Source organism: Methylobacterium sp. CM6244, from assembly GCF_054817885.1.
Genome location: NZ_CM139247.1, coordinates 3,328,812 through 3,354,778 on the forward strand (window position 1 = coordinate 3,328,812; position 25,967 = coordinate 3,354,778).

25 protein-coding genes and 3 pseudogenes are annotated in these 25,967 nt (G+C 66.0%); 17 read left to right on the forward strand and 11 right to left on the reverse strand.

The window, feature by feature from the left end; translation table 11 throughout:
• The first annotated feature begins 50 nt into the window (after nt 1-50).
• The 6 genes and pseudogenes from ACYQML_RS15545 to ACYQML_RS15570 all read left to right on the forward strand — a co-directional run bounded on the left by ACYQML_RS15545 (nt 51) and on the right by ACYQML_RS15570 (nt 6,306).
• On the forward strand, nt 51-923 hold the full coding sequence (locus ACYQML_RS15545) for an NmrA/HSCARG family protein (protein ID WP_461233311.1): 873 nt from the start codon (nt 51-53) through the stop codon (nt 921-923).
• 415 nt (nt 924-1,338) lie between these two features.
• Nucleotides 1,339-2,214: pseudogene (locus ACYQML_RS15550) on the forward strand (ABC transporter ATP-binding protein).
• Nucleotides 2,211-3,104, forward strand: coding sequence for a branched-chain amino acid ABC transporter permease (locus tag ACYQML_RS15555; protein WP_424753513.1), 894 nt, complete (start codon nt 2,211-2,213; stop codon nt 3,102-3,104). The pseudogene ACYQML_RS15550 and the gene ACYQML_RS15555 overlap by 4 nt, the downstream one beginning before the upstream one ends.
• Before the next feature lie 5 nt (nt 3,105-3,109).
• The gene (locus ACYQML_RS15560; RefSeq protein WP_461233312.1) at nt 3,110-4,147 is read left to right on the forward strand and encodes a branched-chain amino acid ABC transporter permease; all 1,038 of its coding nucleotides are present in this window, start codon (nt 3,110-3,112) and stop codon (nt 4,145-4,147) included.
• Nucleotides 4,148-4,186: 39 nt separating this feature from the next.
• Nucleotides 4,187-5,539 carry an ABC transporter substrate-binding protein gene (locus tag ACYQML_RS15565; protein WP_461233313.1) on the forward strand — a complete coding sequence of 451 codons (1,353 nt, stop codon included), beginning with the start codon at nt 4,187-4,189 and terminating at the stop codon, nt 5,537-5,539.
• A complete protein-coding gene (locus ACYQML_RS15570; protein WP_461233314.1) occupies nt 5,536-6,306 on the forward strand; it encodes an ABC transporter ATP-binding protein in 771 nt (256 codons plus the stop codon). The genes ACYQML_RS15565 and ACYQML_RS15570 overlap by 4 nt, the downstream gene beginning before the upstream one ends.
• A gap of 47 nt (nt 6,307-6,353) precedes the next feature.
• Here the strand turns inward: ACYQML_RS15570 and ACYQML_RS15575 are convergent, their stop codons facing one another.
• The gene (locus ACYQML_RS15575; protein ID WP_461233315.1) at nt 6,354-7,397 is read right to left on the reverse strand and encodes an LLM class flavin-dependent oxidoreductase; all 1,044 of its coding nucleotides are present in this window, start codon (nt 7,395-7,397) and stop codon (nt 6,354-6,356) included.
• A gap of 136 nt (nt 7,398-7,533) precedes the next feature.
• Entirely contained in the window at nt 7,534-7,935 is a 402-nt protein-coding gene (locus ACYQML_RS15580; protein WP_461233316.1) for a DoxX family protein, read from the reverse strand.
• Between the two features lie 124 nt (nt 7,936-8,059).
• On the opposite strand from ACYQML_RS15580, the gene ACYQML_RS15585 reads away from it, so the two are divergent.
• The 7 genes from ACYQML_RS15585 to ACYQML_RS15615 all read left to right on the forward strand — a co-directional run bounded on the left by ACYQML_RS15585 (nt 8,060) and on the right by ACYQML_RS15615 (nt 14,792).
• The gene (locus ACYQML_RS15585; RefSeq protein WP_056453266.1) at nt 8,060-8,962 is read left to right on the forward strand and encodes a LysR family transcriptional regulator; all 903 of its coding nucleotides are present in this window, start codon (nt 8,060-8,062) and stop codon (nt 8,960-8,962) included.
• 276 nt (nt 8,963-9,238) lie between these two features.
• On the forward strand, nt 9,239-10,876 hold the full coding sequence (locus ACYQML_RS15590; protein WP_461233317.1) for an inorganic phosphate transporter: 1,638 nt from the start codon (nt 9,239-9,241) through the stop codon (nt 10,874-10,876).
• A 108-nt stretch (nt 10,877-10,984) separates the two neighbouring features.
• Nucleotides 10,985-11,488, forward strand: coding sequence for an HAD domain-containing protein (locus ACYQML_RS15595; protein ID WP_461233318.1), 504 nt, complete (start codon nt 10,985-10,987; stop codon nt 11,486-11,488).
• Nucleotides 11,489-11,731: 243 nt separating this feature from the next.
• On the forward strand, nt 11,732-12,478 hold the full coding sequence (locus ACYQML_RS15600) for a hypothetical protein (RefSeq protein WP_056426317.1): 747 nt from the start codon (nt 11,732-11,734) through the stop codon (nt 12,476-12,478).
• Nucleotides 12,479-12,739: 261 nt separating this feature from the next.
• Nucleotides 12,740-13,450 carry a L,D-transpeptidase gene (locus ACYQML_RS15605; RefSeq protein ID WP_461233319.1) on the forward strand — a complete coding sequence of 237 codons (711 nt, stop codon included), beginning with the start codon at nt 12,740-12,742 and terminating at the stop codon, nt 13,448-13,450.
• A gap of 79 nt (nt 13,451-13,529) precedes the next feature.
• Nucleotides 13,530-14,408: a LysR substrate-binding domain-containing protein gene (locus tag ACYQML_RS15610; RefSeq protein ID WP_461233320.1), complete on the forward strand. Its 879-nt coding sequence runs from the start codon at nt 13,530-13,532 to the stop codon at nt 14,406-14,408.
• A gap of 87 nt (nt 14,409-14,495) precedes the next feature.
• A complete protein-coding gene (locus ACYQML_RS15615) occupies nt 14,496-14,792 on the forward strand; it encodes a putative quinol monooxygenase (protein ID WP_311275572.1) in 297 nt (98 codons plus the stop codon).
• A gap of 76 nt (nt 14,793-14,868) precedes the next feature.
• Here the strand turns inward: ACYQML_RS15615 and ACYQML_RS15620 are convergent.
• Nucleotides 14,869-15,307 (reverse strand): annotated as a pseudogene (locus tag ACYQML_RS15620) (cupin domain-containing protein).
• A 151-nt stretch (nt 15,308-15,458) separates the two neighbouring features.
• On the reverse strand, nt 15,459-16,475 hold the full coding sequence (locus ACYQML_RS15625; protein ID WP_461233321.1) for a zinc-binding alcohol dehydrogenase family protein: 1,017 nt from the start codon (nt 16,473-16,475) through the stop codon (nt 15,459-15,461).
• An 822-nt stretch (nt 16,476-17,297) separates the two neighbouring features.
• Between ACYQML_RS15625 and ACYQML_RS15630 the strand changes: the two genes are divergently transcribed.
• From ACYQML_RS15630 to ACYQML_RS15645, 4 genes and pseudogenes are all read left to right on the forward strand, one after another.
• A complete protein-coding gene (locus ACYQML_RS15630) occupies nt 17,298-17,423 on the forward strand; it encodes a hypothetical protein (RefSeq protein ID WP_280136549.1) in 126 nt (41 codons plus the stop codon).
• Nucleotides 17,424-17,651 carry a hypothetical protein gene (locus ACYQML_RS15635; RefSeq protein WP_311275574.1) on the forward strand — a complete coding sequence of 76 codons (228 nt, stop codon included), beginning with the start codon at nt 17,424-17,426 and terminating at the stop codon, nt 17,649-17,651.
• Nucleotides 17,648-17,980 carry an IS3 family transposase gene (locus ACYQML_RS15640; protein WP_461233322.1) on the forward strand — a complete coding sequence of 111 codons (333 nt, stop codon included), beginning with the start codon at nt 17,648-17,650 and terminating at the stop codon, nt 17,978-17,980. The genes ACYQML_RS15635 and ACYQML_RS15640 overlap by 4 nt, the downstream gene beginning before the upstream one ends.
• 42 nt (nt 17,981-18,022) lie before the next feature.
• Nucleotides 18,023-18,337 (forward strand): annotated as a pseudogene (locus ACYQML_RS15645) (transposase); the annotation flags it as partial.
• Between the two features lie 433 nt (nt 18,338-18,770).
• Here ACYQML_RS15645 and ACYQML_RS15650 read toward each other — a convergent pair.
• The 7 genes from ACYQML_RS15650 to ACYQML_RS15680 all read right to left on the reverse strand — a co-directional run bounded on the left by ACYQML_RS15650 (nt 18,771) and on the right by ACYQML_RS15680 (nt 25,878).
• Entirely contained in the window at nt 18,771-19,262 is a 492-nt protein-coding gene (locus ACYQML_RS15650) for a DUF5681 domain-containing protein (protein WP_461233323.1), read from the reverse strand.
• A complete protein-coding gene (locus ACYQML_RS15655) occupies nt 19,262-20,611 on the reverse strand; it encodes a site-specific DNA-methyltransferase (protein WP_461233324.1) in 1,350 nt (449 codons plus the stop codon). Before ACYQML_RS15655 ends, ACYQML_RS15650 begins: the two co-directional genes overlap by 1 nt.
• 671 nt (nt 20,612-21,282) lie before the next feature.
• Complete coding sequence (locus ACYQML_RS15660) at nt 21,283-22,482, reverse strand: hydantoinase/carbamoylase family amidase (RefSeq protein ID WP_461233325.1); 1,200 nt, start codon at nt 22,480-22,482, stop codon at nt 21,283-21,285.
• Nucleotides 22,483-22,531: 49 nt separating this feature from the next.
• The gene (locus ACYQML_RS15665; protein WP_348271421.1) at nt 22,532-23,326 is read right to left on the reverse strand and encodes a PDR/VanB family oxidoreductase; all 795 of its coding nucleotides are present in this window, start codon (nt 23,324-23,326) and stop codon (nt 22,532-22,534) included.
• A gap of 156 nt (nt 23,327-23,482) precedes the next feature.
• Nucleotides 23,483-24,052, reverse strand: coding sequence for an MOSC domain-containing protein (locus tag ACYQML_RS15670; RefSeq protein ID WP_461233326.1), 570 nt, complete (start codon nt 24,050-24,052; stop codon nt 23,483-23,485).
• Complete coding sequence (locus ACYQML_RS15675; RefSeq protein ID WP_461233327.1) at nt 24,049-24,447, reverse strand: Rid family detoxifying hydrolase; 399 nt, start codon at nt 24,445-24,447, stop codon at nt 24,049-24,051. Before ACYQML_RS15675 ends, ACYQML_RS15670 begins: the two co-directional genes overlap by 4 nt.
• 123 nt (nt 24,448-24,570) lie before the next feature.
• Nucleotides 24,571-25,878, reverse strand: coding sequence for an MFS transporter (locus ACYQML_RS15680; RefSeq protein ID WP_461229707.1), 1,308 nt, complete (start codon nt 25,876-25,878; stop codon nt 24,571-24,573).
• Nucleotides 25,879-25,967 lie beyond the last annotated feature (89 nt).

Genomic DNA, 25,967 nt, shown 5'->3' on the forward strand with positions numbered 1-25,967 from the left:
GGGCCCCTCATTCTCCGGGTGTCGTTTGAAACAACCTTGGAGTGACCCCCATGACCATCCTCGTCACCGGCGCGACCGGCACCGTCGGCCGCCACGTCATCAACCACCTCGTCCAGCGTGGCGGCGACGTCCGCGCACTCGTCCGCGACCCCGTAAAAGCGGAGCTTCCCGCAGGCGTGACCGTGGTCCAGGGCGACCTCCTCGATGTCGACACCTTGCGGAACGCCCTGTCGGGAATCTCCACCCTGTTCCTGCTGAACGCCGTGGTGCCGGACGAATTCACCCAGGCCCTGATCGCCCTCAACCTCGCCCGCGAGGCCGGGATCGAGCGGATCGTCTACCTGTCGGTGATCCATAGCGACCTCTACGTGAACGTGCCGCATTTCGCGGGCAAGTTCGGCGTCGAGCGGATGATCGAGGGAATGGGCTTCAACGCCACGATCCTGCGCCCGGCCTACTTCATGAACAACGATGCCCTGATCAAGGACGTCGTGCTCGGCTACGGCGTCTACCCGATGCCGATCGGGGCCAAGGGTCTCGCGATGATCGATGCGGCCGATATCGGCGAGATCGCCGCCCTCGAACTCATCCGCCGCGAGCGGTCCAGCACACCGCTCCCCTTCGACCGGATCAATCTCGTCGGTCCCGAGACGCTGACCGGTGCGGACGTCGCCGCCATCTGGTCCGAAATCCTGGGCCGCCCGGTCGCGTATGGCGGTGACGACACCGGCGCCTTCGAGCAGAACCTGCGGCAGCAGCACGCGCCGAGCTGGATGGCCTTCGACATGCGCCTGATGTGCGAACGCTTTCTCGACATCGGGATGCGGCCGGAGACCGGCGACATCGATCGCCTCACGGCATTTCTGGGCCGTCCGTTGCGGTCCTATCGCGATTTTGCCGCCCGGATCGCGGCGTCCGCTTGACACCATTTGGGACACCGGCCGTCAGGTTCCAGGAGTTCGGTGGGGAATACCGAACTCCTGAGGCCGGAGGGACACGCGCAACGTCAAGAATCCGCTTTGTGCTCGGATCGTCTATCGATCGCGCCCCCTGATCAACCGGCGCGGTGCCGACAGGTGCGCTTCAAGAATAAGACAGCGCACGGATAACCTGAGCAGAATCAATCTCCCGATCACGGTTCGCATGGAACGAATGCGGTAAAAGCGCCATAAATATAGCTCCTTATCCTTTTGACAGATTTAGATTTATAGATGAATCTGGGCCTATCGATGATCCGTCAGGTGTATCATCTATCCCATGAGGCTGGCTTTATCGCGTCATGATCTCGATTCATTGACGCGAATGCGTCACCTCGCCCCCGGAAACGCTTCTCTCATCATGAATGTTGCTGTCCGGCCGCATCTCGTCGATCGGCCACGATCCGTGAGCCTTCCCGCTTCCCGCCAACGGCTCCACCCCAGGATCGTCGAGGAGGATCCTCCCTTCCTTGTAGTCGAAGGCGTGTCGCTCGGGTTCGGTGGGACCGTGGCGCTCGATGCCGTGGATCTGTCGGTCGGGGAGGGGGAGATCCATGCGGTCATCGGCCCGAACGGAGCCGGTAAATCCTCCCTGATCAACGCGATCAGCGGGCTTTACGCGCCGGATTCCGGAGCGATCCGGATCGGCGACGACCGCTTTTCCCGCGTGCCGACGCGGCACCTCGCCCGCCTCGGTGTGGCCCGCACCTTCCAGAACCTGGCGCTGTTCCGGGGTCTCACCGTCCTCGATACGGTGACGATCGGGCTGGTCGACCGCCAGTCCGCCGGGCTTGGTGCGTAGGTCCTCGGACTTCCCCATGCGCGACGCGAAGCGTGCGAGCACCGGGAGCGGGCCGAGGCCGTCATCGCCGCGCTCGACCTCGCCGACATACGCGACCGGCTCGTCGGCACGCTCCCCTATGGTGTGCAGAAGCGGGTCGAGCTCGCCCGCGCCCTGGTAGCCAGACCGCGCCTCCTGCTGCTCGACGAGCCCATGGCCGGCATGACGGCCACCGAGAAACAGCGGATGAGCGGTGATATTCGCGCCACGCGGGACTCCACCGGCACCACCATCGTACTGATCGAGCACGATGTCGGCGTGGTGATGGGCCTGTCGGATCGCGTCACCGTCCTCGATCACGGGCGGCGCATCGCCTCCGGGACGCCGGCCGAGGTCCAGGCCGATCCCGCCGTCATCGCCGCCTATCTCGGCCTCGCCTTCGAGGCCGGCGCATGAATCCCGATCTCGCCTTCTTCGTCGAGGTGCTGGTCGGCGGTCTGCTGTCCGGGGTCATGTATGCGCTGGTCGCGATCGGCTTCGTGCTGATCTACAAGACCTCCGGCGTGCTCAACTTCGCGCAAGGCGCGATGCTGCTGTTCGCGGCACTGACCTTCGTCAGCCTTACGGAACGGGGCGTGCCCTTCATCGGCGCCTTTGCCGCGACCCTGGCGGTCATGGCCCTCCTCGGGCTCGCCATCGAACGCGCCGTCCTGCGGCCCCTGGTCAACCAGCCGCCGATCACTCTCTTCATGGCGACGCTCGGCGTCGCCTACGTCATCGAGGGAGTCGCCCAGCTCGCCTGGGGCACGCAGGTACACGGGCTCGATCTCGGCATCGACGATACGCCGATCGACCTCGCCGGCATCCTCGTCAGCCGCTTCGACCTGTTCGCCGCAGCCGTCGCCGGGCTGATGGTAGCCGCTCTGAGCCTGTTCTTTCGCTACACCCGCACCGGCCTCGCCTTCCGTGCGGTGGCGGACGATCCGCTGGCGGCTCTGAACACCGGCCTGCGCCTGCCCCGGATCTGGGCCGCGGTCTGGATCGCGTCGGGCATCGTCGCCCTGGTGGCTGGACTACTCTGGGGAGCGCGCCTCGGCGTGCAATTCTCGCTCTCCCTGGTGGTGCTGAAGGCCCTGCCGGTCCTCGTGCTCGGCGGTTTCGATTCGATCCTCGGCGCCATCGTCGCCGGCCTCATCGTCGGCGCGGTGGAGAAGCTGTCGGAAGTCTATCTCGGGCCGGTCATCGGCAGCGGCATTGAGGGCTGGATCGCTTATGTCGCGGCTTTGGGCTTCCTGCTGCTGAAGCCCTCGGGGCTGTTCGGCATGCGCAGCGTCGAGCGGGTCTGAGCGCCATGGCCGCCACCTCTACTCCGCTGGACAAGTCCCTGCCGTGCCTATCCGCCAAGGGCATCGGCGTCGTTCTTCTTCTGACGATCGCCTATGGGATCGTTCCGCTCGTCGGCAGCAGCTACCTCTACGAGGCGATCCTGACGCCGTTCCTGGCCCTGTCGCTGGCGGCCCTCGGACTCAACCTGCTCACCGGCTATGCCGGCCAGCTCTCGCTCGGGTCCTCTGCCTTCATGGCGGTGGGGGCCTATGCCGCCTTCAACCTGTCGCTGCGATTGCCCTTCCTGCCGCTGCCGGCGACCATCGTGCTGGCCGGGCTCGTCGCCGCCCTGGCGGGGCTGGTGGCCGGTTTGCCCGCCCTGCGGCTGCGCGGCTTCTACCTCGCCGTCTCGACGCTGGCGGTGCAGTTCTTCGTGGCCTGGGTGCTGAACCGCTTCAGCTGGCTCTCCAACGACAGCCCATCCGGAGTCATCAGCGCGCCACCGCTCGTCGTCGCCGGCCTGTCCTTCGAGGATGCCCGTGGCCGCTACCTGTTCTCGCTCACCGTGGTGACGCTGCTGACGGTCCTGGCCTGGCGCCTGGTTACCTCGCCCACCGGACGCAACTTCGTCGCCGTGCGTGACAACGAGACCGCCGCCCGCGTCATCGGCGTGAAGGTGGCGCGCACCAAGCTCCTCGCTTTCGGGCTGTCCTCCTTCATCATCGGCGTAGCGGGTGTGCTCTGGGCCTTCGCCTACCTGCGCACGGTGGAGCCGGCAGGGTTCAACCTCGACCGCTCCTTCCAGATCCTGTTCATCGTCATCATCGGCGGCCTCGGCACCCTGCGCGGCGCCTTCCTGGGCGCGGGGCTCATCGTCGTCCTGCCGTTGCTGTTGTCACGGTTCGGCGCAGCCTTACTCGGCGACGGGTTCGATTCCGGCACGCTGGAGATGTGTCAGCGCATCGTCCTCGGAATCCTGATCGTCGCCTTCCTGATCCGCGAACCCGCCGGGCTCAGTGCGCTCCTCGACCGCGCCGTGCGCCGCCTACGCCCCTCGGCCTGACCGTTCAAACTCCTGAGACCAGTGAACTAAGGACTTCCCATGCCCGCATTCAAAACCGCCCTGCGTTCCGTGCTCGTCGCCGGGACCGCCCTCGTCGCGCTCACCGGTTCGGCCGGCGCCGACGAACAGCATTTCCCCCTGCAGAGTTACCGGGTCGGGCCCTATGCGGCCGGCGGCACCGGGTTCTTCGGTGGCTTCATCGATTACCTGAACCTGATCAACACCCGCGACGGCGGCGTGAACGGGGTCAAGCTGACCTGGAGCGAGGGCGAGACCCAGTATGAGGTCGAGCGCGGCGTCGAGGTCTATGAGCGGCTCAAATCCCGTCCCGGCATCGCAGCCTGGAACCCGCTCTCTGTGGGAATCGCCTATGCGATGGTCGACCGGATCACCAAGGACAAGGTGCCGCTGATCACGATCAATCACGGCCGCACCGATTCCACCGATGGCCGGCTCTTCCCCTACGTCTTCCCGCTCCTCCTCAACCCCTACAGCGAGACATCCGGCATCGTCGAATATCTCGGGAGCCGCGAGGGTGAACTCGACAGGCTCAAGGGCAAGACCATCGCGGTGCTCTATCATGGCTCGCCGTACGGCAAGGAGACGATCCCGATCTATGAGCTCCTCGCCAAGAAGCACGGCTTCAAGGTCGAGCAGATCGAGGTGCCGCATCCCGGCAACGAGCAGCAATCGCAATGGCTGACCATCCGCCGCCTCAAGCCGGATTACGTGGTCCTGCGCGGCTGGGGCGTGATGAACCCGGTGGCGTTGAAGACCGCTCAGAAGACGGGCTTTCCCGCCAACCGCATCGTCGGCAACGTCTGGTCCAACTCGGAGGAGGACGTGATCCCGGCAGGAGAGGCCGCCAAGGGCTACGTCGCCATCACCACGCAGGCGTCGGGCGCCGAATATCCGGTGCTGAAGGACATCATCAAGACCGTCTACGACGGCAATACCGGCAATCTCGCCGACAAGAAGCGCATCGGCAGCGTCTACCACAACCTCGGCATCGTGAACGGCATCCTCAACGTCGAGGCGGTGCGGGCGGCGCAAGCGAAGTTCGGCAAGCGGACGCTCACCGGAGACGAGGTCCGCTGGGGCTTCGAGCACCTGCGTCTCGACGAAGCCCGCGTCGCGGCTTTGGGCGCCAAGGGCCTGTTCCACTCCATCAACGTCACCTGCGCCAACCACGAGGGCGATGGCCGCGTCACCTTCCAGCAATGGGACGGGGCGAAATGGAAGGTGGTCTCCGACTGGATCGCCCCCGACTGGGCGACCCTGCGCCCGATCATCGAGGCCTCCTCGGCGACCTACGCCAAGGAGCACGGCATCACGCCGCGCAACTGTGCCGCCGAGGAGAATGCGACCCACGCCGCGGCGGCCACTCCGTGACCGGCACGCCGCTGCTACGCGTCGAGGCGCTGGAGGCCCGCTATGGCGGCGCCGTCCGCGCCCTCTCGGGAGTCGACCTCACCGTCGCAGCGGGCGAGATCGTCGCCCTCGTGGGCTCCAACGGCGCCGGCAAGACCACCGTCCTCAAGGCGGTCTCGAACCTCCTGCCGGCCGAGCACGGGCAGGTGACGGCGGGCCGCATCGTCTATGACGGACAGGACGTGTCCCGGACACCCACCGACGCCCTGGTGCGGGCGGGCCTCGTCGGGGTGCTCGAAGGCCGCCACTGCTTCCGAGGGCTCAGCGTGGAGGAGAACCTCGTCACCGGTGGGCTCGGGCGCGGCTCGAACCGATCCGCCATCCGGTCCGACCTGGAGCGGATCTACGCGATCTTCCCGCGCCTGCTGCGGAAGCGCCGGATTCTGGCCGGGCTGATCTCCGGCGGCGAACAACAGATGGTGGCGATCGGGCGTGCCCTGATGGGCCGTCCGCGCCTGCTCGTCCTCGACGAACCCTCCATGGGCCTCGCTCCGCAGGTGGTGGCCGAGATCTTTCGCACCCTCGCACGCCTCAACCGCGACGAGGGACTGACGATCCTGGTCGCCGAGCAGAACGTCACCGTCGCCCTGCGCCATGCGGACCGGGCGGTCGTGCTGGAGAATGGACGCAGCGTCCTCACTGGCACCGCCGCCGAACTTCGTGGGCGCGACGACATCAAGACGTTCTATCTCGGCCTCGGGACGGCGCCCACCCACGTGCCGGCCTGAACGGTGTCGTTCCAAGAACGGGACCCTGCGCCTGGGGAAGGGCGCCGTCACGAGGCCGGCAACAACGCTTTCACCCGCGGTATCACCTCGGTGCCGAGCAATGAGATGGATCGCTGCATGGCATCCGGCTCCTGCATCGCCGAACTCATCTGGAAGGTCAGACGGGATATGCCACCGAGCGCGGCGCTGGCCGTCACCACCTTCGCCGCAACCGTGTCCGGCGCTCCGATCAGGTAGGCGCCGTAGGGGCCGCACATGGCTTCGAATTGCTCACGCTGGTTCGTCTTCGGCCATCCCCGCTCCGCCCCGATCTTCCCGAACAGCTGAGCCCAGCCGGGATAGAACGCCTCCTGCGCGGCCCCGTCGGTGTCGGCGACGAAACCGACGGCATGCACCCCGACCTTGAGTCTCTCCGGTGCATGGCCCGCCTGGCGGCCGGCTTCGCGGTAAAGGTCGACCAGGGGGCGAAAGCGTTGGAAGCTACCGCCGATGATGGCGACCATCAGCGGCAGGCCGAGGGTGCCGGCGCGCGCGAAGGAGGCCGGTGTTCCACCCACACCGATCCAGATCGGAAGCGTCTCCTGGTGCGGACGCGGATAGACGCCTTGGCCGGTGAGCGGCGGGCGGAACCGGCCGCGCCAGGTGATATGGGTCCGCTCGCGCAGCGTTAGAAGCAGGTCGAGCTTCTCCGCGAAGAGGGCGTCGTAATCCTCGGCGGCGAACCCGAAGAGCGGGTAGGCCTCGCCGAAGGAGCCGCGCCCGACCACGATCTCCGCCCGGCCCTTGGCGATCAGGTCGAGGGTAGCGAACTCCTGAAAGACGCGGACCGGGTCGGCCGCGCTCAACACCGTGACGGCGCTTGTCAATCGGATCCGGCTCGTGCGTGCCGCCGCGGCCGCGAGGATGACGGCCGGAGCCGCATCGAGGAATTCGGCGCGGTGGTGCTCACCGATACCGAAGACGTCGAGCCCGGCCCGGTCGGCCACCTCCACTTCCGCGAGCAGACGCGCCATGCGCTCGGCCGCCGGAAGGGACCGGCCCGTTTCCGGATCGGGAAGGGTGACGGCGAAGCTGTCGATGCCGAGTTCCATGGCGGACGGTCTCTCTGGTGCGATCAGATGGAAGAAGCGTGCAGATCGATGAGGCGAGAATGGGAGCGCGGCCCCTTTGCGATGGCGCCGCATCCGTTCGCGTCGGCCGCGGCCATCCCGGGCAACGGCCCCTTACTCAGCGACGGCGCCCCAGGACCGAGAGGATCTGGTCTCGGCGCAGCCAGGTCAGGGTTCCGGTGAGGGCAAGCAGCACGGCAGCCGGGGCCACCGGCGTGGGTAGAACGACCAGATGGGCGATGATGGCGCCGACCATGGTGCAGGCCAGCCAGAGGGCGGCAAAGGCCGCGTAGCCGGGGATCAGGAGGGTGATGGCGCCTGCGACTTCCACGAGGCCGGTGACGATGCGGAACCATTGGCCGACACCGATGAGATCATAGACCTGCACCATCATCGGCACCCCGGCGAGTTTGGCGCCGCCCGCCGCCAGGAACACGAGAGCGAGCAGGATCTGCAACGACCATGTCGCGATGGTGAGTTTGCGCGACGGAGCGGACGGGGCCGTGAGGGTCTGTGACATGATGAACATCCAGTTCGATGTCGCCGAACTCTGGACCGGCTCGGCTGTGCGCTAAGCCGTAGGCCCCTTCCATCCCCCATCGAAGCCTATATCTTTCGATGCATACCATCACCTGGACAGATGGATGCTCGACCAACTCACCCTCGATCAACTCCGGACTTTCGTCGCCGCGGTTGATACCGGCAGCTTCTCCGCAGCCGCACGCAAGCTCGGGCGGGCGCAGTCGCTGGTCAGCCAGTCTCTGGCAAACCTGGAGACGCAATCCGGCATCAAGCTCTTCGACCGCTCGAACCGTTATCCGGTCCTGACTGAGGCGGGCCGCGTGCTGCTCGCCCATGCACGCGCGACGGTAGCGGCCGCCGAGACGTTCAAGGCCCAGGCCCGGGACCTTGCCGGCGGCCTGGAGGCGGAAGTCAGCATCGTGCTGGACGTCCTGTTCCCGTTCCAAGTGCTCACGCAAGCCGTGGCCGCGTTCCAGCCGACCTTTCCCTCCACGCCCCTGCGCATCCAGGTCGAGACCCTGGGGGCGGTGATCGCGCCGGTCCTCGACGGGCGCTGCGCTTTCGCGGTCGCGGGTGCCACGCCCCTGCTGCCGCCCGAGCTTGCGCGCGAGCCGTTGCGCCAGATCGAACTGGTCATGGTCGCCTCGCCCGCCCATCCCCTCGCGCGCAGGACGGGGACGATCCCGACCGCCGACTTGGCCGAGCATGTCCAACTCGTCCTGACCGACCGCAGCGAGCTGACGAAGGGGCGCGAGTTCGGCGTGTTCTCGCCGAGGACCTGGCGGCTGGCCGATCTCGGAGCCAAGCATGCTTTCCTGCGCTCGGGGCTCGGATGGGGCGGGATGCCCCTGGAGGTCGTGGCGGATGACCTCGCCGTCGGACACCTCGTGCGCCTCGACATCGCCGCGTTGCCGAAGGGTGGCCTCTTCCTGCCGATGTGGGCCGTATACCCGATGGAGCGGCCTCCGGGACCGGCCGGGCGCTGGCTCATTGCCCAATTGCGTTGCGCCGACACGGGCCAGTGACGCCAACCATGATGAGCGACGAACGCCACCGCGCCGACAGAGTGGTCGAGGTCAGAATCGAAAAAAGGTGGTCGTTCCATCCGACAGGGCCGGACGGATTCGGACAACGCTTAGCAGCGCCTGCACTTGGCACGCTTCAAGGAGCGAGTTCGCGTCGTACGTTCGTGTCGATGACTTTAATCCAGCGCCATCGGTGCTTTTTGAATGCATGTCACAGGACTGTTATGAGCGCGACCTACTGGCAGGATCGTTGATCCCCCGGGTCCTGAGGCCATCATGTCCGACGCCGTTGCTGCTCCGACCGGCCTGCCGCAGGGCGCCAAGGCGCCCGCCACGGGGCCAAAGCTCGACCACGGCATTCATCCGGGCGGCGTCATCGCCTTCCTGCTCGTGCTGGTCGCCGGACTGGGCTACGCGCTCTACAGCCTCGTGACCGACATGAACGCGGTGGGCCGGTCGCCTCTCGCCATCGGCGCCTTCGTGCTGCTCGGACTGGCTCTGCTCATAGCTCTGGCCTTCGAGTTCGTGAACGGGTTCCACGACACCGCTAATGCCGTGGCCACCGTGATCTATACCCACTCGATGCCGCCGCTCGTCGCGGTCATCTGGTCGGGCGCCTTCAACTTCCTCGGTGTGATGCTGTCCTCCGGTGCGGTCGCCTATGCCATCGTCACCCTGCTGCCGGTGGAACTGATCCTGCAGGTCGGGTCATCGGCCGGTTACGCAATGATCTTCGCGCTGCTCATCGCCGCGATCCTCTGGAACCTGGGCACCTGGGCTTTCGGCCTGCCGAACTCGTCGTCCCATGCCCTGATCGGATCGGTCATCGGCGTCGGCCTCGCCAACCAGATGATGGCCCCCGAGGGGCAGGCAACTTCGGGCGTCGACTGGGCGCAGGCCCTGGGCGTGTTCAAGGCGCTGCTGTTCAGCCCCGTCATCGGGTTCGTCGCCGCCGCCCTGCTGCTGCTGGCCCTCAAATTCACCGTGCGGCGCAAGGATCTCTACGAGGCCCCCAAGGGCGAAACCCCGCCGCCTTTGTGGATTCGCAGCCTTCTGATCCTGACCTGCACGCTCGTGTCGTTCTTCCATGGCGGCAATGACGGCCAGAAGGGCATGGGCCTGATCATGCTCATCCTCATCGGCGCCGCCCCCACCGCCTACGCCCTCAACCGCACGATGGCGGACGACACCACCCCGGCCTTCATCCAGACCTCCCAGAACGCCAGCACGGTATTCGCCAGCCATGCCGGGAACGCGCCGAAGCCTGACGCCGCCGAGGCCCGCAAGCAGGTCTCGGAAGCTCTCAAGTCCAAGGACCTGAACCAGCCTGCCGTGTACGGGGCCCTCGCCGCGCTCTCCACCGACATCGCCGATAACGTGAAGGCCTACGGCGCCATCAAGCAGGTGCCGGCTGCGGCGACGTCGAACCTGCGCAACGACATGTATCTCGCCGCCGACGCGATCCGGCTCCTGCCGAAGAACGGCGCGACATTCTCGGAAGCCGAGGCCGGTACCCTGAAGGCCTATACCGGCCTCCTCAACGATGGGACACGCTACATCCCGACTTGGGTCAAGGTCTGCGTCGCGCTGGCTCTCGGCCTCGGCACGATGGTCGGCTGGAAGCGCATCGTCGTCACCGTGGGCGAGAGAATCGGGAAGACCCATCTCACCTACGCGCAGGGCGCTTCCGCCGAGATGGTCGCCGCCGGCACCATCGGTCTCGCCGAACTCTACGGTCTGCCAGTCTCGACCACGCACATCCTGTCGAGCGGCGTCGCCGGTACCATGGCCGCCAACGGTTCGGGCCTGCAGATGTCGACCGTCCGCAACATGGCGCTGGCCTGGGTCCTGACCCTGCCAGCCGCCATCACCCTGGCGGGCGTCCTCTTCTTCATCCTACGGCACGTGTTCTAGCGGCACCTCGACGTCGCCGGCCGGGGACCCGATGCTGGACGATCGCAGCGTCCCGCGGTAGGCGTCCGCGGCCGAAGCAGGGTTGCTTCACGAAACGGGACTGGCCCCTTGAGCGAACGAACAGGGGCGGGAGCGCTGACGATCTACCTCGACGTGGACGGCGTCGTCACGACGGTGGACTTTCAACGGCAAGCCGGGAAGGACAGGCTCAACCCGACCCAGGTTGCCCTCGTTGCCGCCCTGGTACGGGAGTTCGACGCGAAGGTGGTCGTGTCGTCCACATGGCGCGTCGACGATTGCCGCCCGACACTGGTGGAAGCCGGCCTATCCGAGGACTGCTTTCACCCGGACTGGCGGACGGCCATCCTGCCGACGAGCCGGAATGCCGAAACGGGCGCGATGCTTCCCGCCGAGCAAGCCGGGCGCGGCGATGAGATCACCGAGCACGCGAGCCGGAACCACATCACGCACTATCTCGTCCTCGACGACGTAGAGGTCGGCCCGGCCCATGCGGGTCGGCACGTTCGTCCCGTTGCAGAGCTTGGACTAAGCGAGGCGGAGGGGATCCTGGCCCGCGACCTGCTGGCGGGATGGCGGCCCCTCGAGCAATGATGGGTCAGATTGGCTCATTCCCACGCACCGCCGATTTACTTCCCCATAGGGATTGAACTTTTCGAAAGCACCGGTCATTCCATGACAGTGGAGTGACACCCGCGTCACGCTGCCCCCGACATCGACAGGGTCTCCTGGACCTTTGCCGGACCTGCCCGTCCGGTCCCGCCTCGACGCCGCACCCGTGCGGCTGCTGAGAGCGCGTCGCGTCGGATCGTCGTTCGGCAGGAAGGAGTGGCTGCGATGTTCGGGTTCAGAACTCACGGAAGGACGTCCAGTCCTTCGCTCGCGGTCCTGGGCATTGCCGAACGGTCGGCCGCGGAAGCCTATGCCGCGCTCATCGCCACAGGCTGGTCGGAGATCGGATTCGGGTACCATGGTACCGTCCATGCGCATCCGGACCATCCGGACGTCGTCGTGCGCTTCGCACGCAAGGCCGATGGGTTCGGCGATTATGCGGCCCTGCTTCGCAAGGGGTTCGCAGGCTCCGATGGCCCGCACGCGCCGCGTATCCACGACCTGCAGGTCAGCCGCTGCGGCGCGCTGATGACCGTGGGCTCACGGCTCACGAATCCGGCGCGGGATGCCTGGTGGCTGGCCTATGCCCATGCCGTCATCGCGGACCATCCGGGCGTCGCGATGGACGAGGGCGTCCGAGACCGGTTCAAGGTGGAATGGCCGGCCCACGAGCCACGGATCGATCACGCGAGCTTCGACGGGATCCGCGAAGACTTCAGGGCCGCGTGGCCCGGATACGAAGCCTATGTCGCGTCCTTGCGTGCGGTATCGCCGCAAGGCCTCGATCCGAACATCGGCAACGTCCTGGTGGGCGCCGATGGCAGTCCCGTGGTGAACGATCCGCTCTGTGATGACGGACACGGCCTGTGGCGCTCGCCTCTCGCGCGCTTGCTCACGCGCTACGCGGATGTCCTGCACCGCCTGGCCAACGAAGCACGGGCCAGGTTGAGCAAAACTCTCGTGCCTGCCTGATCGTCGGGCGTCGCTATCTTGCGGCAGAGGTTCAGAAAGCCGGCATCGAGGGCGATGACGCGTTACCGGTGCGCGCCGTCTATTCGATCGTCATCTGAAACCCATCAGAACTATGCGTTTCCCTCAGGCCTAGACGAAAGGCATCTTTCCTGAGCGTCTGACGGCCATCCGATGCCTTCGGCGCCGAACGTCTCTGGAAAGGTAGCACGCCTCATGACTAAGTCGGGATCGGCTGCCTCCCTCCGGCGTAGAGGCGGCCCTATGCTTCCGATCCTCGTCCGGCTGGCCTGGGTGAGCCTTGCCGGCGGTGGCTGCGTGACCATGGAGGCCCGGCGCGAGGCCGTGGTACCGTCACCGAACGCGGCGTTCACCGCCATGTATGGTGCGCGTCCCGACGAACGCTTCCCCCTTCCGGCGACCGAAATTGGCAGCATCGATCCCCGCTACTTTCGCCAGGAGGTCGCGTATCCGCGCGCCGAAACGCCGGGTACGCTGGTCGTCGATCCGGGTAACAAGTTTCTCTATCTCGTACGCGAGAACGGCCGAGCCCTGCGTTATGGTGTCGGCGTCGGCAGGGCCGGTCTGGCCTGGAGCGGGTCGGCGCGGGTGGGACGCAAGGCCGAGTGGCCACGCTGGACCCCGACGGCGGACATGATCGCACGGGAACCCGACCGCAACGGGCCGTGGCGCAACGGCATGGCCGGGGGTCCCGGCAACCCGCTAGGACCGCGCGCGCTCTACCTGTTCGAAGGTCCGCGCGATACGCTCTACCGCATCCACGGCACCACAGAACCGCAATCCATCGGCACCGATGTCTCCTCCGGCTGTATCCGGATGTTCAACCAAGACATCATCGATCTCTACGGCCGCGTTCCGGTCGAGACGCGGGTTGTCGTGCTTCCGGCGAACGAGCATGTCGAGACATTTGAAGGCCCCGTCGCCCGGTCTGCATCTTCCTCGGTGCGTGGCTGAGGGCATCGCACCGGCGGGCGGTCTGCGCGAGGCAGGTCTCGAAGCTGGCGCGCCTGCGAACATGGGAGACGGCGGAGCGATGCGACACCCGGATCTGGAACTCGACCTGCTGCGGGCCTTCGTGGCGGTGGCCGAGACGGGGAGTTTCACGGCCGCCGCCGACGTCGTGCATCGCTCGCAATCGGCGGTGAGCCAGAAAGTCCTGCGCCTCGAGGAGATCCTGCGCCGGCGGGTCTTCGACCGGACCAGCCGCATGCTTGGACTGACGCCGGACGGCGAGCGTCTGCTCGTGGCGGCCCGCCAGATGCTGGAGTTCAACGACCGGTTCCTGCGCGGATGGCGGGAGCCGCCGGCGAGCGGCACCCTGCGGCTCGGTGTGTCGGAGGACTTCATCCCCGGTCAGTTGCCGAAGCTCCTCGCCCGGTTCGGCCGCCTCTATCCCGACGTCCATATCGCGCTGATGACGGGGTTAAGCTGCAACCTCCTCGAAGCCTACGACGCGGACCGGGTCGATGCGGTCATCGTCAAGCGCAGTGGTGCGAACGGGCGGGGGCGCGTGATCTGGCGCGAGCCCCTCGTCTGGCTCGCCTCCGCCGATTATCAGCTCGATTTTACGAAGCCCGCGCGCCTGGTGATGCTGGCGGCCCCCTGCAGCTATCGCGAGCAGATGATCGCGGCCCTCGATTCCGTGCGGCGCGACTGGGTCGCCGCGTGCACGGCGAGCAGCCTGATGGGCGTCCAGGCAGCGGTGGCGGGCGGGCTCGGGGTGACGTTGCTCGGGCGCTCCTTCGTGCAGGAGGGCATACAGATCCTGCGGGCGCCCGAGCTCTGGCCGGCCCTGCCCATGACCGAGGTCAGCGTACTCGGCGAAGACCGGGCACCCGACCTCGTGGAGCCACTGATCACCTTCCTCAGCCAGAGCCTCGCCGGCCATGACGGGCTCACCATCGCGGCCTGAGCGCCGGCGGACGATCAGCACGTCTGGGGCGTTGCGCACCATGATGGGGTCCGGCGGGGCCGGTACAGAAGCAGGGATAAGCAGATCATGTCCGAGCACGTCCATCTGATCGCCCGCCTTGTGGCCCGCGAAGGACAGGAGGCAGCGCTAGTTCAGGCCATGGCGGCGCTGGTGCCCGCCGTGCTCGCGGAACCCGGCTGTCTCGCCTATGTGGCTCACGAAAGTCGTGAGCGGCCCGGCACGATCGTGATGTACGAGGTCTGGGAAAGTCAGGCCGCCCTCGACATCCATGCCGATGGCGTGAATTTCCGTACGCTCGCCGCCCGCTTCGACGAACTCCTGAGCGAGCCGCTCGCGATCGAAATCCTGAACAGGATCGCCTGATCGTCGAACTTCACAGCGCTCGCCGGACGTTCGGGCCCCCTTTCGGCCTCGACATTCCACCGACCGCGAGCGGTGCTCAAGCCTCCGGGGCGTTGCGGGCCATGAAGGTCTCGGGCGCCCCGTCGGCGGGATCGACGAAGATGATATCGGTGGGCGCGCGGCGCGGCGTGTCGATCGAGAGGAGGATCATCGGCCCCTGCGTGATCGTCGGCAGGGCGTGAACGGTGCCGCGCTCGAAGGACAGGAGTTCGCCAGGGCCGAACGCGGCCGCCGTACTCGCATCCCCCATTCAGAATGTTCCGCACCCCGACAGCGCAATGAGGTATTCGTTGCAGGTCGGGTGGTAATGCGGCGGCGTGGGGAGATAGACTCGGAACACCTGCGCGCTCGCCGCCTCGCGGTGCGTCAGATAGATGTCGGCCAGTAGCGGTCTCGGCGGTCTCGGGCGAAGCCGCCGCGATGGCCGTGAGGTCGAAGCGCTGGTCTGGAACATGTCCGACATGGTCCCTCTTCAGCGATGATCGCTGGGAGCAGGTTGGGCTCCCAGCTGCAGGGTGAAAGTCACCGTGAGGTTGAGCGTGTCCGCGTGGGCTGGCCCAGACGCGAACAACATCGCCGCACCGGCGCCCGCCAACACGCGACGCCTGTCCGGGGCCGATGCCCCGCTCATGCCCAGCCCTCCAGGACGATCTTGCCCTTGGCCCGCCCGCTCTCGATCAGCGCATGCGCACGCCGAAGGTTGCCGCCCGAGATCGGGCCGAAGCTCTCGGCGAAGGTGGTTTTCAGCGTGCCCGCATCCACGAGGCGCGCAACCTCGTCGAGGAGCCGCCCCTGTGCTTCCATGTCGGCGGTCTCGAACATCGAGCGCGTGAACATGAACTCCCAGTGGGTCGACACGCTCTTGCGCTTGAAGGGTACCACGTTGAGGCTCTCCGGATCGTCGATCAGCGCGAAGCGACCCTGCGGCGCGATCAGTTCGGCGATCTCGGCCACGTGCTGATCGGTGTTGGTGGTCGAGAACACGAAGCCCGGTGCGCCCAATCCCAGTGCCGCGATCTCGGCAGCGATCGATTGGGTGTGATCGATGATATGATGGGCACCGAGCTCGCGGCTCCAGGCGACGGTCTCGGGCCGCGAGGCGGTGGTGATGACGGTCAGATTCGTGAGCTGACGGGCGAGCTGCGTCGCGATGGATCCGACGCCGCCCGCCCCGCCGATGATGAGGATCGACCGGGCGGCACCCGGCACCGGCTTGCCGACGTCGAGCCGGTCGAACAAAGCTTCCCAGGCGGTGATCGCGGTCAGCGGCATCGCTGCGGCCTCGGCCGCCGAGAGCGAAGCGGGCTTGTGGCCGACGATGCGTTCATCGACGCAGTGGAGCTCGGCATTCGTCCCGGGCCGCCCCAGCGCTCCGGCGTAGAACACGGCATCCCCGGTTCGGAACAGTCGGGCCTCTTCGCCGACCGCCTCGACGATTCCGACCGCGTCGTAGCCGAGGATGTGCGGCTGGCCCTCGGCCGGGGTGACGCGGGCGCGGACCTTTGTGTCGACGGGGTTCACCGAGACGGCCTGCACGCGGACGAGCAGATCGCGCGGACCGGGCGTCGGGGCTGGCAGGTCGAGATCGACCAGAGACACTTCGTTCTCGATCGGCAGGGATGTGTAAAAACCGACGGCCTTCATTAAGAGTGCTCCTCGTTTCGGGGGGAAGTCAGGGACGGGATCGGTACGTGCTCGCGGCGATGCCCAGCACGATGGCAAAGGACCGACGATCAGGTCGGAGCTCGGGGCCACGTGCAGGGCTGTGATGGAGAGCGCGAGACCGGTGACTGGCACCGCGACCATGAGGTTCGAGATCGCCCTCGCCGAAGATCGCGCGCTCGCGGCGTTGACGGCGCAGAAGCAGAAGGCCGTGGGACGGGACCGACGAAGGCGAGGCAGGTCCAGAAGGTGGCATTGCCGTCACCGGTGAAAGGCCATTCGGCAGCATAGGCCAGCGGTGTCAGGATCGCTGCAGCGAGCGGCCGCACGACATCCCCCATCGGGCGAGCGCGTGCGGGCCCGGCCGAAACCGGCCCATCGCGACGGGCAGGGCGGGCAGCGGCACGTGGGGCAGGAGTCGTCGCTGAGGCGGCCATGATTGGCGTCTTCCGGGACAGGCATCTCGGTTCGGTCGCGTCCGGTTGCGGGGTTCGCGGCGCGAATCCTCATCGACAGCGCCCCCTCAGAATGCCGTCCGATCTACAATTCGGTAAGCGCGTAATTCTGATCGATGCGATGAAGAAAACGACTGAACGGTTCGACGGGACGACAGGGCACACGCTCCGTCATCGTCCTTTTCACCGAGTAGGTGCTGGACGAACGCTTCCTACGTTACGCACCGGACAACGACGTCCTATCGCGACATGCTGAACTGCGCCGACATACTTGGAGTGGGGCCCTGGGGGTGGACGGATTGGGCAAGGCTGATTGACCGGATTGTTGGATCTTCGAAGGATGAAGACCATGGCACGACACCGTTCCCATAGCGTCGCGTTCGAGCGTCAGGTTGCGCAGGAGTACCTGTCCGGCGAGACGCTGCACGGCTTGGCCAAGCGCCACGATCTCTTGCGCAACCTCGTGCGCGTCTGAGTGCAGAAGTACGAGGCCGGCGCGTTCGATGATGACGCGGCCGCCGACGACACGATCCAAGCCTACGAGGCGCGCATCGCCGCGCTCGAACGGCTCGTCGGCCGGCAGGCGCTTGAGCTTGAGTTTTTAAAGGGAGCTCTGCGCAACGGACCGTTGCCGAGAAGCGAGCCTACGTCCGTAATCACCGGCCCGGCAGCCTCTCCGTTGCGGAGGGATGCCGACGGATGAGTCTGGCGCACTCCACCTACTACAACGCTCCGATGCGTGCTACCGACGACACCGCCCGAGTCGAGGCTATGGCTGCGGTCGGCGACGCGTTCGAAGCCTACGGCTGGCGCCGCGTCCAGGCAGCTCTGCGCCAGCAGGGATGGCGGGTGAATCACAAAAAGGTCCGCCGCCTCATGCGCGCCCATGACCTGCAGCCACGCGTTCGGCGCCGCTATGTCACGACCACCGATAGCGATTACGAGAGCCCGATCTTCCCGAACATGGCCCGACATGGCTGTGTCCCCAGCAGTGGTGTAGCTGACGGGTGGTCATCGGCGGTTGCCGGGTAGGGTCGGGTTGCGACTTCCAGCCCCGAACCGGGGAGCCCTCCGATGACCGACGAGATCATGGCCCTGCGTGGGCTGATGGAGGAGAGCGCCGACACCGATCTGCTACGCGAAATGATCGGCTTTGCCGCCGAGCGACTTATGGAGTTGGAAGTGGGCGGCCTGACCGGCGCGGCCCACGACGAGAAGAGCGCCGAGCGGCTGGAGAACGACCGGATCGTCTCGGCCGCCGTCATTGTGACGGTCGGCGTCAACAGTGACGGCCGGCGCGAGGTCCTCGGCATGGACGTCGGCTCGTCGGAGGCCGCGACGTTCTGGACGGCGTTTCTCCGGAAGCTGGCGCGCCGGGGCCGGCGCGGTTCAAACAGTGGGTTGGTTTCGTTTCCGACCGCCCCTTGCCGCGACCCACCCAAGCGGGGTCAAAATACGTTTCCGGTTCCGGTAGCCCTCGAATGGTCCTCGCGTCGAGTCAACTTCGAGGCATCATAAAGGGAAAAAGGTGGTGGAGCACGCATCCCGTCGGAACCGGTCTCTGGCGCCGTTTCCTTGCTAACAGGGAAAACAACAGGGAAAACGGCGTGGTGCAGCTCCCAGGCACGTCTTAGCCCAGCAAAAGTGCAGCAGATTTAATAACTTAATGATCAATCCCCTACGCGGCGGAACAGGGAATTGAGTTTGGTCATCAGGGAGCGCGTATTGGCGAAACAGGCAAGCCGATCAGCGGGAACAGGGATCGCTTTCGGGCAAATGCAAAAAGGGCCGGAGAGCCATGAGGCTCCCCGGTTGATTGGGATTATGAAGCATCGGTGGAGGGGGCTAAGGTCTCTCCGAGCCTCGAGCGCATATCGCCAGCGTCGACGAACCTGACCTCGATGCTGGGAGCATACTTCGGTCGATCGTCGAGGGTCTTCAGCCGTTCCTCATGGGACATGCCATCGGGCTCATCCGCCGGCGCCAGAGCCTTGATGGTATCGAAGAGGAGCTTGGCGGCTTTCATGTCGCCCTGCAGTGCCTTCCGGGTGAGTTGCTGGGCGAGTGCCTCGATCTGGGTCGTCCGAATCGTGCGGCCATCCTTGGTGATGGCAATCGGCTCACGCGCGGCCTGGGTAAACGCGTCCAGAAGATCGCGTCGGCCGAGCGGTGCCGAGTGGCCTCGGGGCCGGCCGCGTGGGTTGCCGGACTGGCCCTTCCGGAAGCGACGGTCGGCTGGCGGTTTGCCGTACCCGATCTCATACGCGGTGCGTCGCTTCGGTTTGGTCACAGTGGTGTTCGCAGCGTCCGCCATCACGCAGCCTCCTCGAGCAGGGCAGGGGCCGTACGAGCCGACTGGACCTCGTCCCAGGTCTCGTCCGTACCGTCGAGGATGGCGTCCCGTCCCGTGAAGGTCTGCCAGCGCCGGATAGCGACATCGACATAGACCGGGTCGAGTTCGAGCACCCGCGCCTCGCGTCCCGTCTTCTCCGCAGCCAGCAGGGTCGTACCGCTGCCGGAGAACGGATCGAGGACGATCGCGCCGCGGCGCGTCACGTCCTTGATCGCATCGACGACCAGAGCCACCGGCTTGACCGTGGGATGCAGCGCCAGATCGCCCGCGCCCTTGAAGGTGTTGACCCCGGAATAGGTCCACACGTTCGAACGGTTGCGGCCGTGCCGGCCGAGCTCGACGTTGTTAGTGTGGCTCGCCGTGCCGACCTTGTAGAGCGCGATCAGCTCGTGCTGCGAGCGGTAGAGCGAGCCCTGCCCCGGATTGGTCTTGCTCCACACGATGAGGTTCTTCTGCTCGCCGTAGAGCGGTCGGGTCGCGGCATGCAGCTCCGGTAGGTGACGCCAATCCATGCAGACGTAGTGCAGAGCCCCGTCACACGAGACCGAGACGGCATGGCCGAGGCTCTCGCTCAGGAAGGCGGTGAAGGCGTCCTCCGTCATCTCGCCAGAGCCCATGACGAACTCACGGTGCTGGACCCGGCCGCGGCCCATGACGTGACCGTTGACGGGCACGTTGTAGGGCGGATCGGTGAAGACCATGTCAGCCTCTCGTCCGCCCATCAGACGCTCGACGTCATCGCTACTGCAGGCGCTGCCGCACAGGATCCGGTGCGGGCCGAGTTGCCAGAGGTCACCGAGCTGCGAGACCGGTGCTTCCGGCTCACCGAGCTCGTCCTCGCGCGAGGCGAGGCGCTCCTCTTCGAGATCTCCCGTCAGCAGATCGAGCTCGGCGATCTCGAAGCCGGTGACGGAGAGATCCAGGCCGATCTCGGGCAGGTGGATGGCGAGTTCGCCGAGTTCGAGGGCGAGGGCCGCCCGATCCCAACCGGCGAGGGTCGCGATCTTGTTGTCGGCAATCGCATAGGCGCGCTTCTGCGTGTCGCTCAGGTGATCGAGCCGGACGGTCGGGACGGTGGGCAGGCCGAGCTGCTTTGCTGCCAACAACCGTCCGTGCCCGGCGAGCACGAGCCCGGTCTCGTCGACGACGAGCGGCACGGTGAAGCCGAACGCCCTGATGCTGTCGGCGATCTTGGTGATCTGCTTCTTCGAATGAGTGCGGGCGTTGCGCGGGTTGGCCCTGAGAGCAGCCGGAACCTGGTCGAGGATGGTCAACCCGGCCGTGGGGAAGGCAGGCGTATTCGTCGTCATGATGGGGATGTCCTTGGAAAAGCACGCACGACGACGAGCCCGCGTGCCGGACGGCAGCAGGGTCAAAGTCGGCGCAGTGCTGTGAGAGAAGGGCCGCTCAGGCCTAGAGACAGAAACGCCCCGGGGCGGGTGCCGCGGGGCGAGGGGACGTGCAATCGCGCGGCGGGCCGGTCAGGCGCGCCGTTCGGAAAGGATCACGATTGCAGGTAGGTCGAAGCTGGTCCGCTGCGGACACGAAAACTTCGACTTAATGAAAATGCGCAGTTTACCCGTCGGGTGTCAAGACGCTCCTTCGCGAGATCTTGACATCAATGGAAACTACCCATCGGCGACCTGAACCACTTTTCCATCTTATTATGGCACGCCGATAGGACTTATCAGCTGTGAAGTTCCCGTCCTTCGGCCGTCATGGGTTGAAATCCGCCGGCCTGCTGTACGACCGGGTTGGGTGGGGAGCGGACCCTGACCCTTCATCCTGAAGCGGACGTTCCGCCTCCGACCCAAACATGACGTAGCGAGGGATTCGGCCGACGCTCGAAAGCGGAATCTTACCGCGGCATTCCGTTGGTGTGGGTCGGTGCCATCGCCGACATCCTAGGTCGTGTTCATTGCAAATCGCGACGGATTCGCGGCTGAAGCGTTGATAGGGGCTCCGGAAACATGTGCCCGAACTATCTGGACAACACCCGCGCCGCCACTCCGAGCGCGCGCACGCCAAAGGCGAGATCTGCATCGCTGGTATCCTCTGTCCAGTGATGGCTGATGCCGCCGACCGACGGGACGAACAGCATGGCGGCCGGCAGGATACGGGCGATGTTCTGGGCGTCGTGGCCGGCGCCTGAGGGCATCACCTGCCAACGGCCGGGGCAGACCTGCTCGGCAGCCTCCGAGAGGGCCCGCATCAGGTTCGGATCACACCGGGCGGGGATCGCCTTCGACAAGGGTATGAGCGTGGCAGTGCAGCGCTCACGCCGGTTCGACTCTTGCACCAGTGCTTCGAGGCAAGCTTCCATTCGCTCCAGCACCGGGACCGACACGTCGCGGAACTGGAAGGCCACCTCTGCGCGGCCCGGAATGATGCTGTAGCCGCCGGGATCGAGCGTGATCCGCCCTGTCGTCCAGGTGCTACGCGGGCCGCAGACCTTCGGAAATTCCCGATCGATGGCCGCGAGCAGGCGTACCGCGGAGAGGCCCGCATCCCTGCGCTCGGCCATGGTGGTGCCTCCGGCATGGTCCTGCTTGCCTTCGAAGACGATCTGAAACTGCCAGATCGCCACGATGCCGCTGACGACACCGAGATGCAGACCTGCGGATTCGAGTTGCGTGCCCTGCTCGATATGCAGTTCCAGAAAACCCCGGTAGCGCGCGGGATCCAACTGCATCCGAGGTTTTCCGGCCAGTCCGGCCGATTCGAGCGCCACGCGCAGGGGGGTGCCGTCGGTGCGGTTGCGGGCGGCGTCGATCTCGGCCTCGGTCAGGTCACCGATCGCCGAGCGGCTACCCAGGAAGCCGCCGGAAAAATGTCCCTCCTCATCTGCGAAGGCGACGACGTCGACGGGAAGCTCGGCCCGGGCCAGCGCCAGTCCGGCGACGACGCCGAGCGCCCCGTCGAGCCAGCCGGCCTCGTTCTGGGTCTCAATGTGGCTGCCGACCAGGAGGTGGGGCCCCGGGCCACGATGCCGCCCAATCACGTTGCCGATGCCGTCGATCGACGTCTCGAGACCGCAAGCCTCGATCCGGCCCATCAGCCAGCGACGCGCCTGCATATCTTCAGGCGAAAAGGTCGGCCGGTGGACGCCGGTGCGGAACCGCCCGATCTCGCGCAAGGCGTACAGGTCGTGGAGGAAGGTGTCGGTCTCGATTTCGGTCATGCTGGGTCCAGGCGGTTGATCGCGTTCGGTAGTCACCCCCCACCCTCTTTCAGAGTTCGAGGGTCACGCTGCCCTGAGCGCGCGAGACGCATGGCGTCATCCGGTCCCGGCGTTTCCCGACCGAGAGCACGGCATCACGATGGATCACTGTGCCATCGTGATAGCCGCACTCACAGGCGCCGCAGACTCCGAGTTCGCATGAGGAGGGTTGGGAGAAGCCGTGCTCCCGCAGGACGTCGAGGAGCGAACGGTTCGCAGCTACGTGGAGCTGGGCGCCTGTGGATGCGATGCGAACTTCGAACGGCTCGGGTTTGAAGGTTTCGTCCGACAGTGGGGCGAAATGCTCGACATGGACCTGCTCCGGTGGCCAGCCCTGCGAGTCGAGGGCAGCTTGGACGGCGTCGGTGAGACGCTGCGGGCCACAGGCATAGACATGCGTGTCCACCTCGACGTCGCCGAGACGCATCGGATCGAAGCGTCGACCTTCATCGGCGAACCAACCCTGAAGTCGGTCACCGCAGATCGCGCGGACGTCCGCGAGGAGAGGCGCATGGGTGGCCGACGACGCACAGAAATGGAGCACGAAGTCCGCTCCTTCCGCCGAAAGCGTGCGTGCCATAGCGAGGAGCGGCGTCACGCCGATGCCGCCCGCCACAAGGATGTGCCGACGTGCGGCGGGTGCGAGGGGGAAGTTGTTGCGGGGCGCTGAGACATCGACGACCGCGCCGACGGTGAGGTTGCCGTGCACCCAAGTCGAACCCCCGCGTCCCGCCTCCTCGCGCTTGATCGCGATCTCGTATCGCGTGCGATCTGCAGGGTCGCCGCAAAGGGAGTACTGGCGCACGCGTCCATCCGGCAGCCGAAGATCCACGTGGGCGCCGGCTGTCCAAGATGGGAGCTCCGGCCGCCGCGGATGGACCAGGGTTAGATGCAGTACTTCGGACGTTGTCGCCATAGCCGCCGAGACCTGCAGCCTCATGACCAGACGTGCGCTCACGACCTAGTCCACCATCTCGATCGTATCGCCGACCCGGATGATTCCGCCGCGCTCGATCCCGCAATTGAGGCCCGAGCGGTTGTAGAGAGGCAGGTAGACCGGCTGGCCCAGGAGTTCCTCTAGGTACTTGCAAGGAAAGTTGAGCCGTCCGCCGCGCAGGATCACCTCGCCGATGCGAAATCGACGCCCCACGAGGTGGTTCAGTGGGACGCCCCGAACCGTGAGATTGCGGCGGTGGTCGATCGGCGCGATGTGCAGAGGACCGCTTTGAAGCGGCGGGTCGTTGCGGTTGATCGCATCCAGCGCCTCCTGCTCGATCAGGGTCACCTCGCGGGTGTCGGGCTTGGGCGAATAAGTGCCCAAACCGAGAAAGTAGCGGTCCCCCTCGATGCCGCGTCCGGCGACACACCGGGCCTCGGTGCGTTCTTCCATCTCGTAGCTCGCCGCCGAGGCCGTATGGATGTTGAGCAGGCTGCCCCGCCAGCCCACTGCGCCTCCCGGAACGCCGACCGCTATCGAACCGGCCGGATGTGCGAACGCCTCGACCATGCGGGGTGCTGTTACGTCCGTCATCGCGTGGCCTCCGACTGTGTCGCCAGAGCGATGGCTTCGATCTCGACCATGGCGTCGCGGGGCAGCCGGGCGACCTCGATCGTCGATCGCGCCGGGGCATCACCGGGGAAATGCTCCGCATAGACGGCATTCATGGCGGCGAAGTCGTTCATGTCCTTGAGGAACACGGTCGTCTTGGCGACCGTCGCCAGGCTCGCGCCACCCGCCTCAAGGACCGCCGCGAGATTGGCGAGCGAGGCCTTGGTCTGCGCCGCAATCCCGTCGGGAAATGCGCCGGTCTCCGGGTCGATCGGGAGTTGCCCCGAGGCGAAGACGAGATCGCCGACACGGGTTGCCTGCGCATAGGGTCCGGCGGCCGGTGCGGCCTTGTCCGTCTTGATGATGGTTCGGTTCATTCGTGTTCCTCGGTGTGAGCGGGGCTGTCGGGATCAATCTACGATACTAGAAAAATATCCACTGTGAAGGATCAGCGGCATCGAAGTTCCCAATCATGCGCCGAGCTCGGGCGGTCCAGCGGCTCAGTCGATCTGTCGTCGAGCGGTTTCGGGCGACAGGAACGCAGCGACCAGCGTCACGCAGGCCAGCACAATTAGGTAGACCGAGATCGGCCATGTCGCGCCGCTGCTCCAGGTCAACAGTGCGGCGGCGATGAGCGGCGTGAAGCCTCCGCTCAGGGCTGCTCCGACCTGGAATCCGAGCGAGGCGCCGCTGTAGCGCAGGCGCGCATCGAACAGCTCCGACATCCAGGCCGCGCCCGTCCCGAACATGATGCCCTGGCCGAAGCTCAGGGCCACCGCGACGGTCAGCGTGATGACGGTCGGATCGCGGGTGTCGAGAAGCTGGAACAGCGGGAAGGCGAAGACGATGGAGAACAGGCAGGCGACGACGAATAGGGTGCGTCGGCCATAGCGGTCCGAGAGCCATCCGAAGACGGGAATCGTGAAGAGCTCGATGATTGCTGCAATCAGGATGCCGTTGAGGATGACGCTTCGCGGCAAACCGAGCTGCCCCGTCACGTAGGAGATCGAGAACACCGTGACGATACTGACATAGGCGATCTCCGACACCTTCAGGCCGACAGCCTTCAGGAAAGTGCGGGGATGCTCCGTGAGGATCTCGACGACCGGGATCTTGGCCACGGCAGCGCGCTGCTTCACGCGCTGAAAGGAGGGTGTTTCGTGCAGGCGAAGCCGGATGAAGAGCCCGACACCGACGAGGAAGGCGCTCGCTAGGAATGGAAGGCGCCAGCCCCAAGCGAGGAACTCGGCCTCGGGCATCAGCCCGGCCAAAGCGAAGGCTCCGATGGAGAGAATGACGCCCAAAGGATAGCCGAGCTGGACGATGCTTCCGAAGAAGCCCCGCCGATGGGCCGGTACGCTTTCGACCACCATCAGGACCGCGCCGCCCCACTCCCCACCGATACCGATGCCCTGGACCAGTCGCAGGGTGACGAGCAGGATCGGTGCCCAGACGCCGATCTGCGCATAGGTCGGCAGGCAGCCGATCAGGAAGGTGCCGAGGCCCATGATCATGATCGTCAGGGAGAGCATGGCCTTTCGACCGATTTTGTCGCCGAAATGGCCGAAGACGATGCCGCCTAGGGGGCGTGCCAGGAATCCGACAGCGTAGGAACCGAAGGCGGCTATCGTCCCGACGACGGGGTCGATGCTCGGAAAGAAGAGCTTGTTGAACACCAGGGCACTGGCGGTGCCGTAGATCAGGAAGTCGTACCATTCGACTGTCGTGCCGATCACGCTCGACCAGACAATCTGTCGTCGGTCCGCGAGCGAGACCTCATGCCGGTCGAGACCGCCTTCGGTCTCCATCACAATCGCCGTACTCGCCATGGCCTTCGACCCTCCACCGAACTGGAGAAAATTCCACTGATGTGGAGGCAATCGCCGTGCCAGATGCG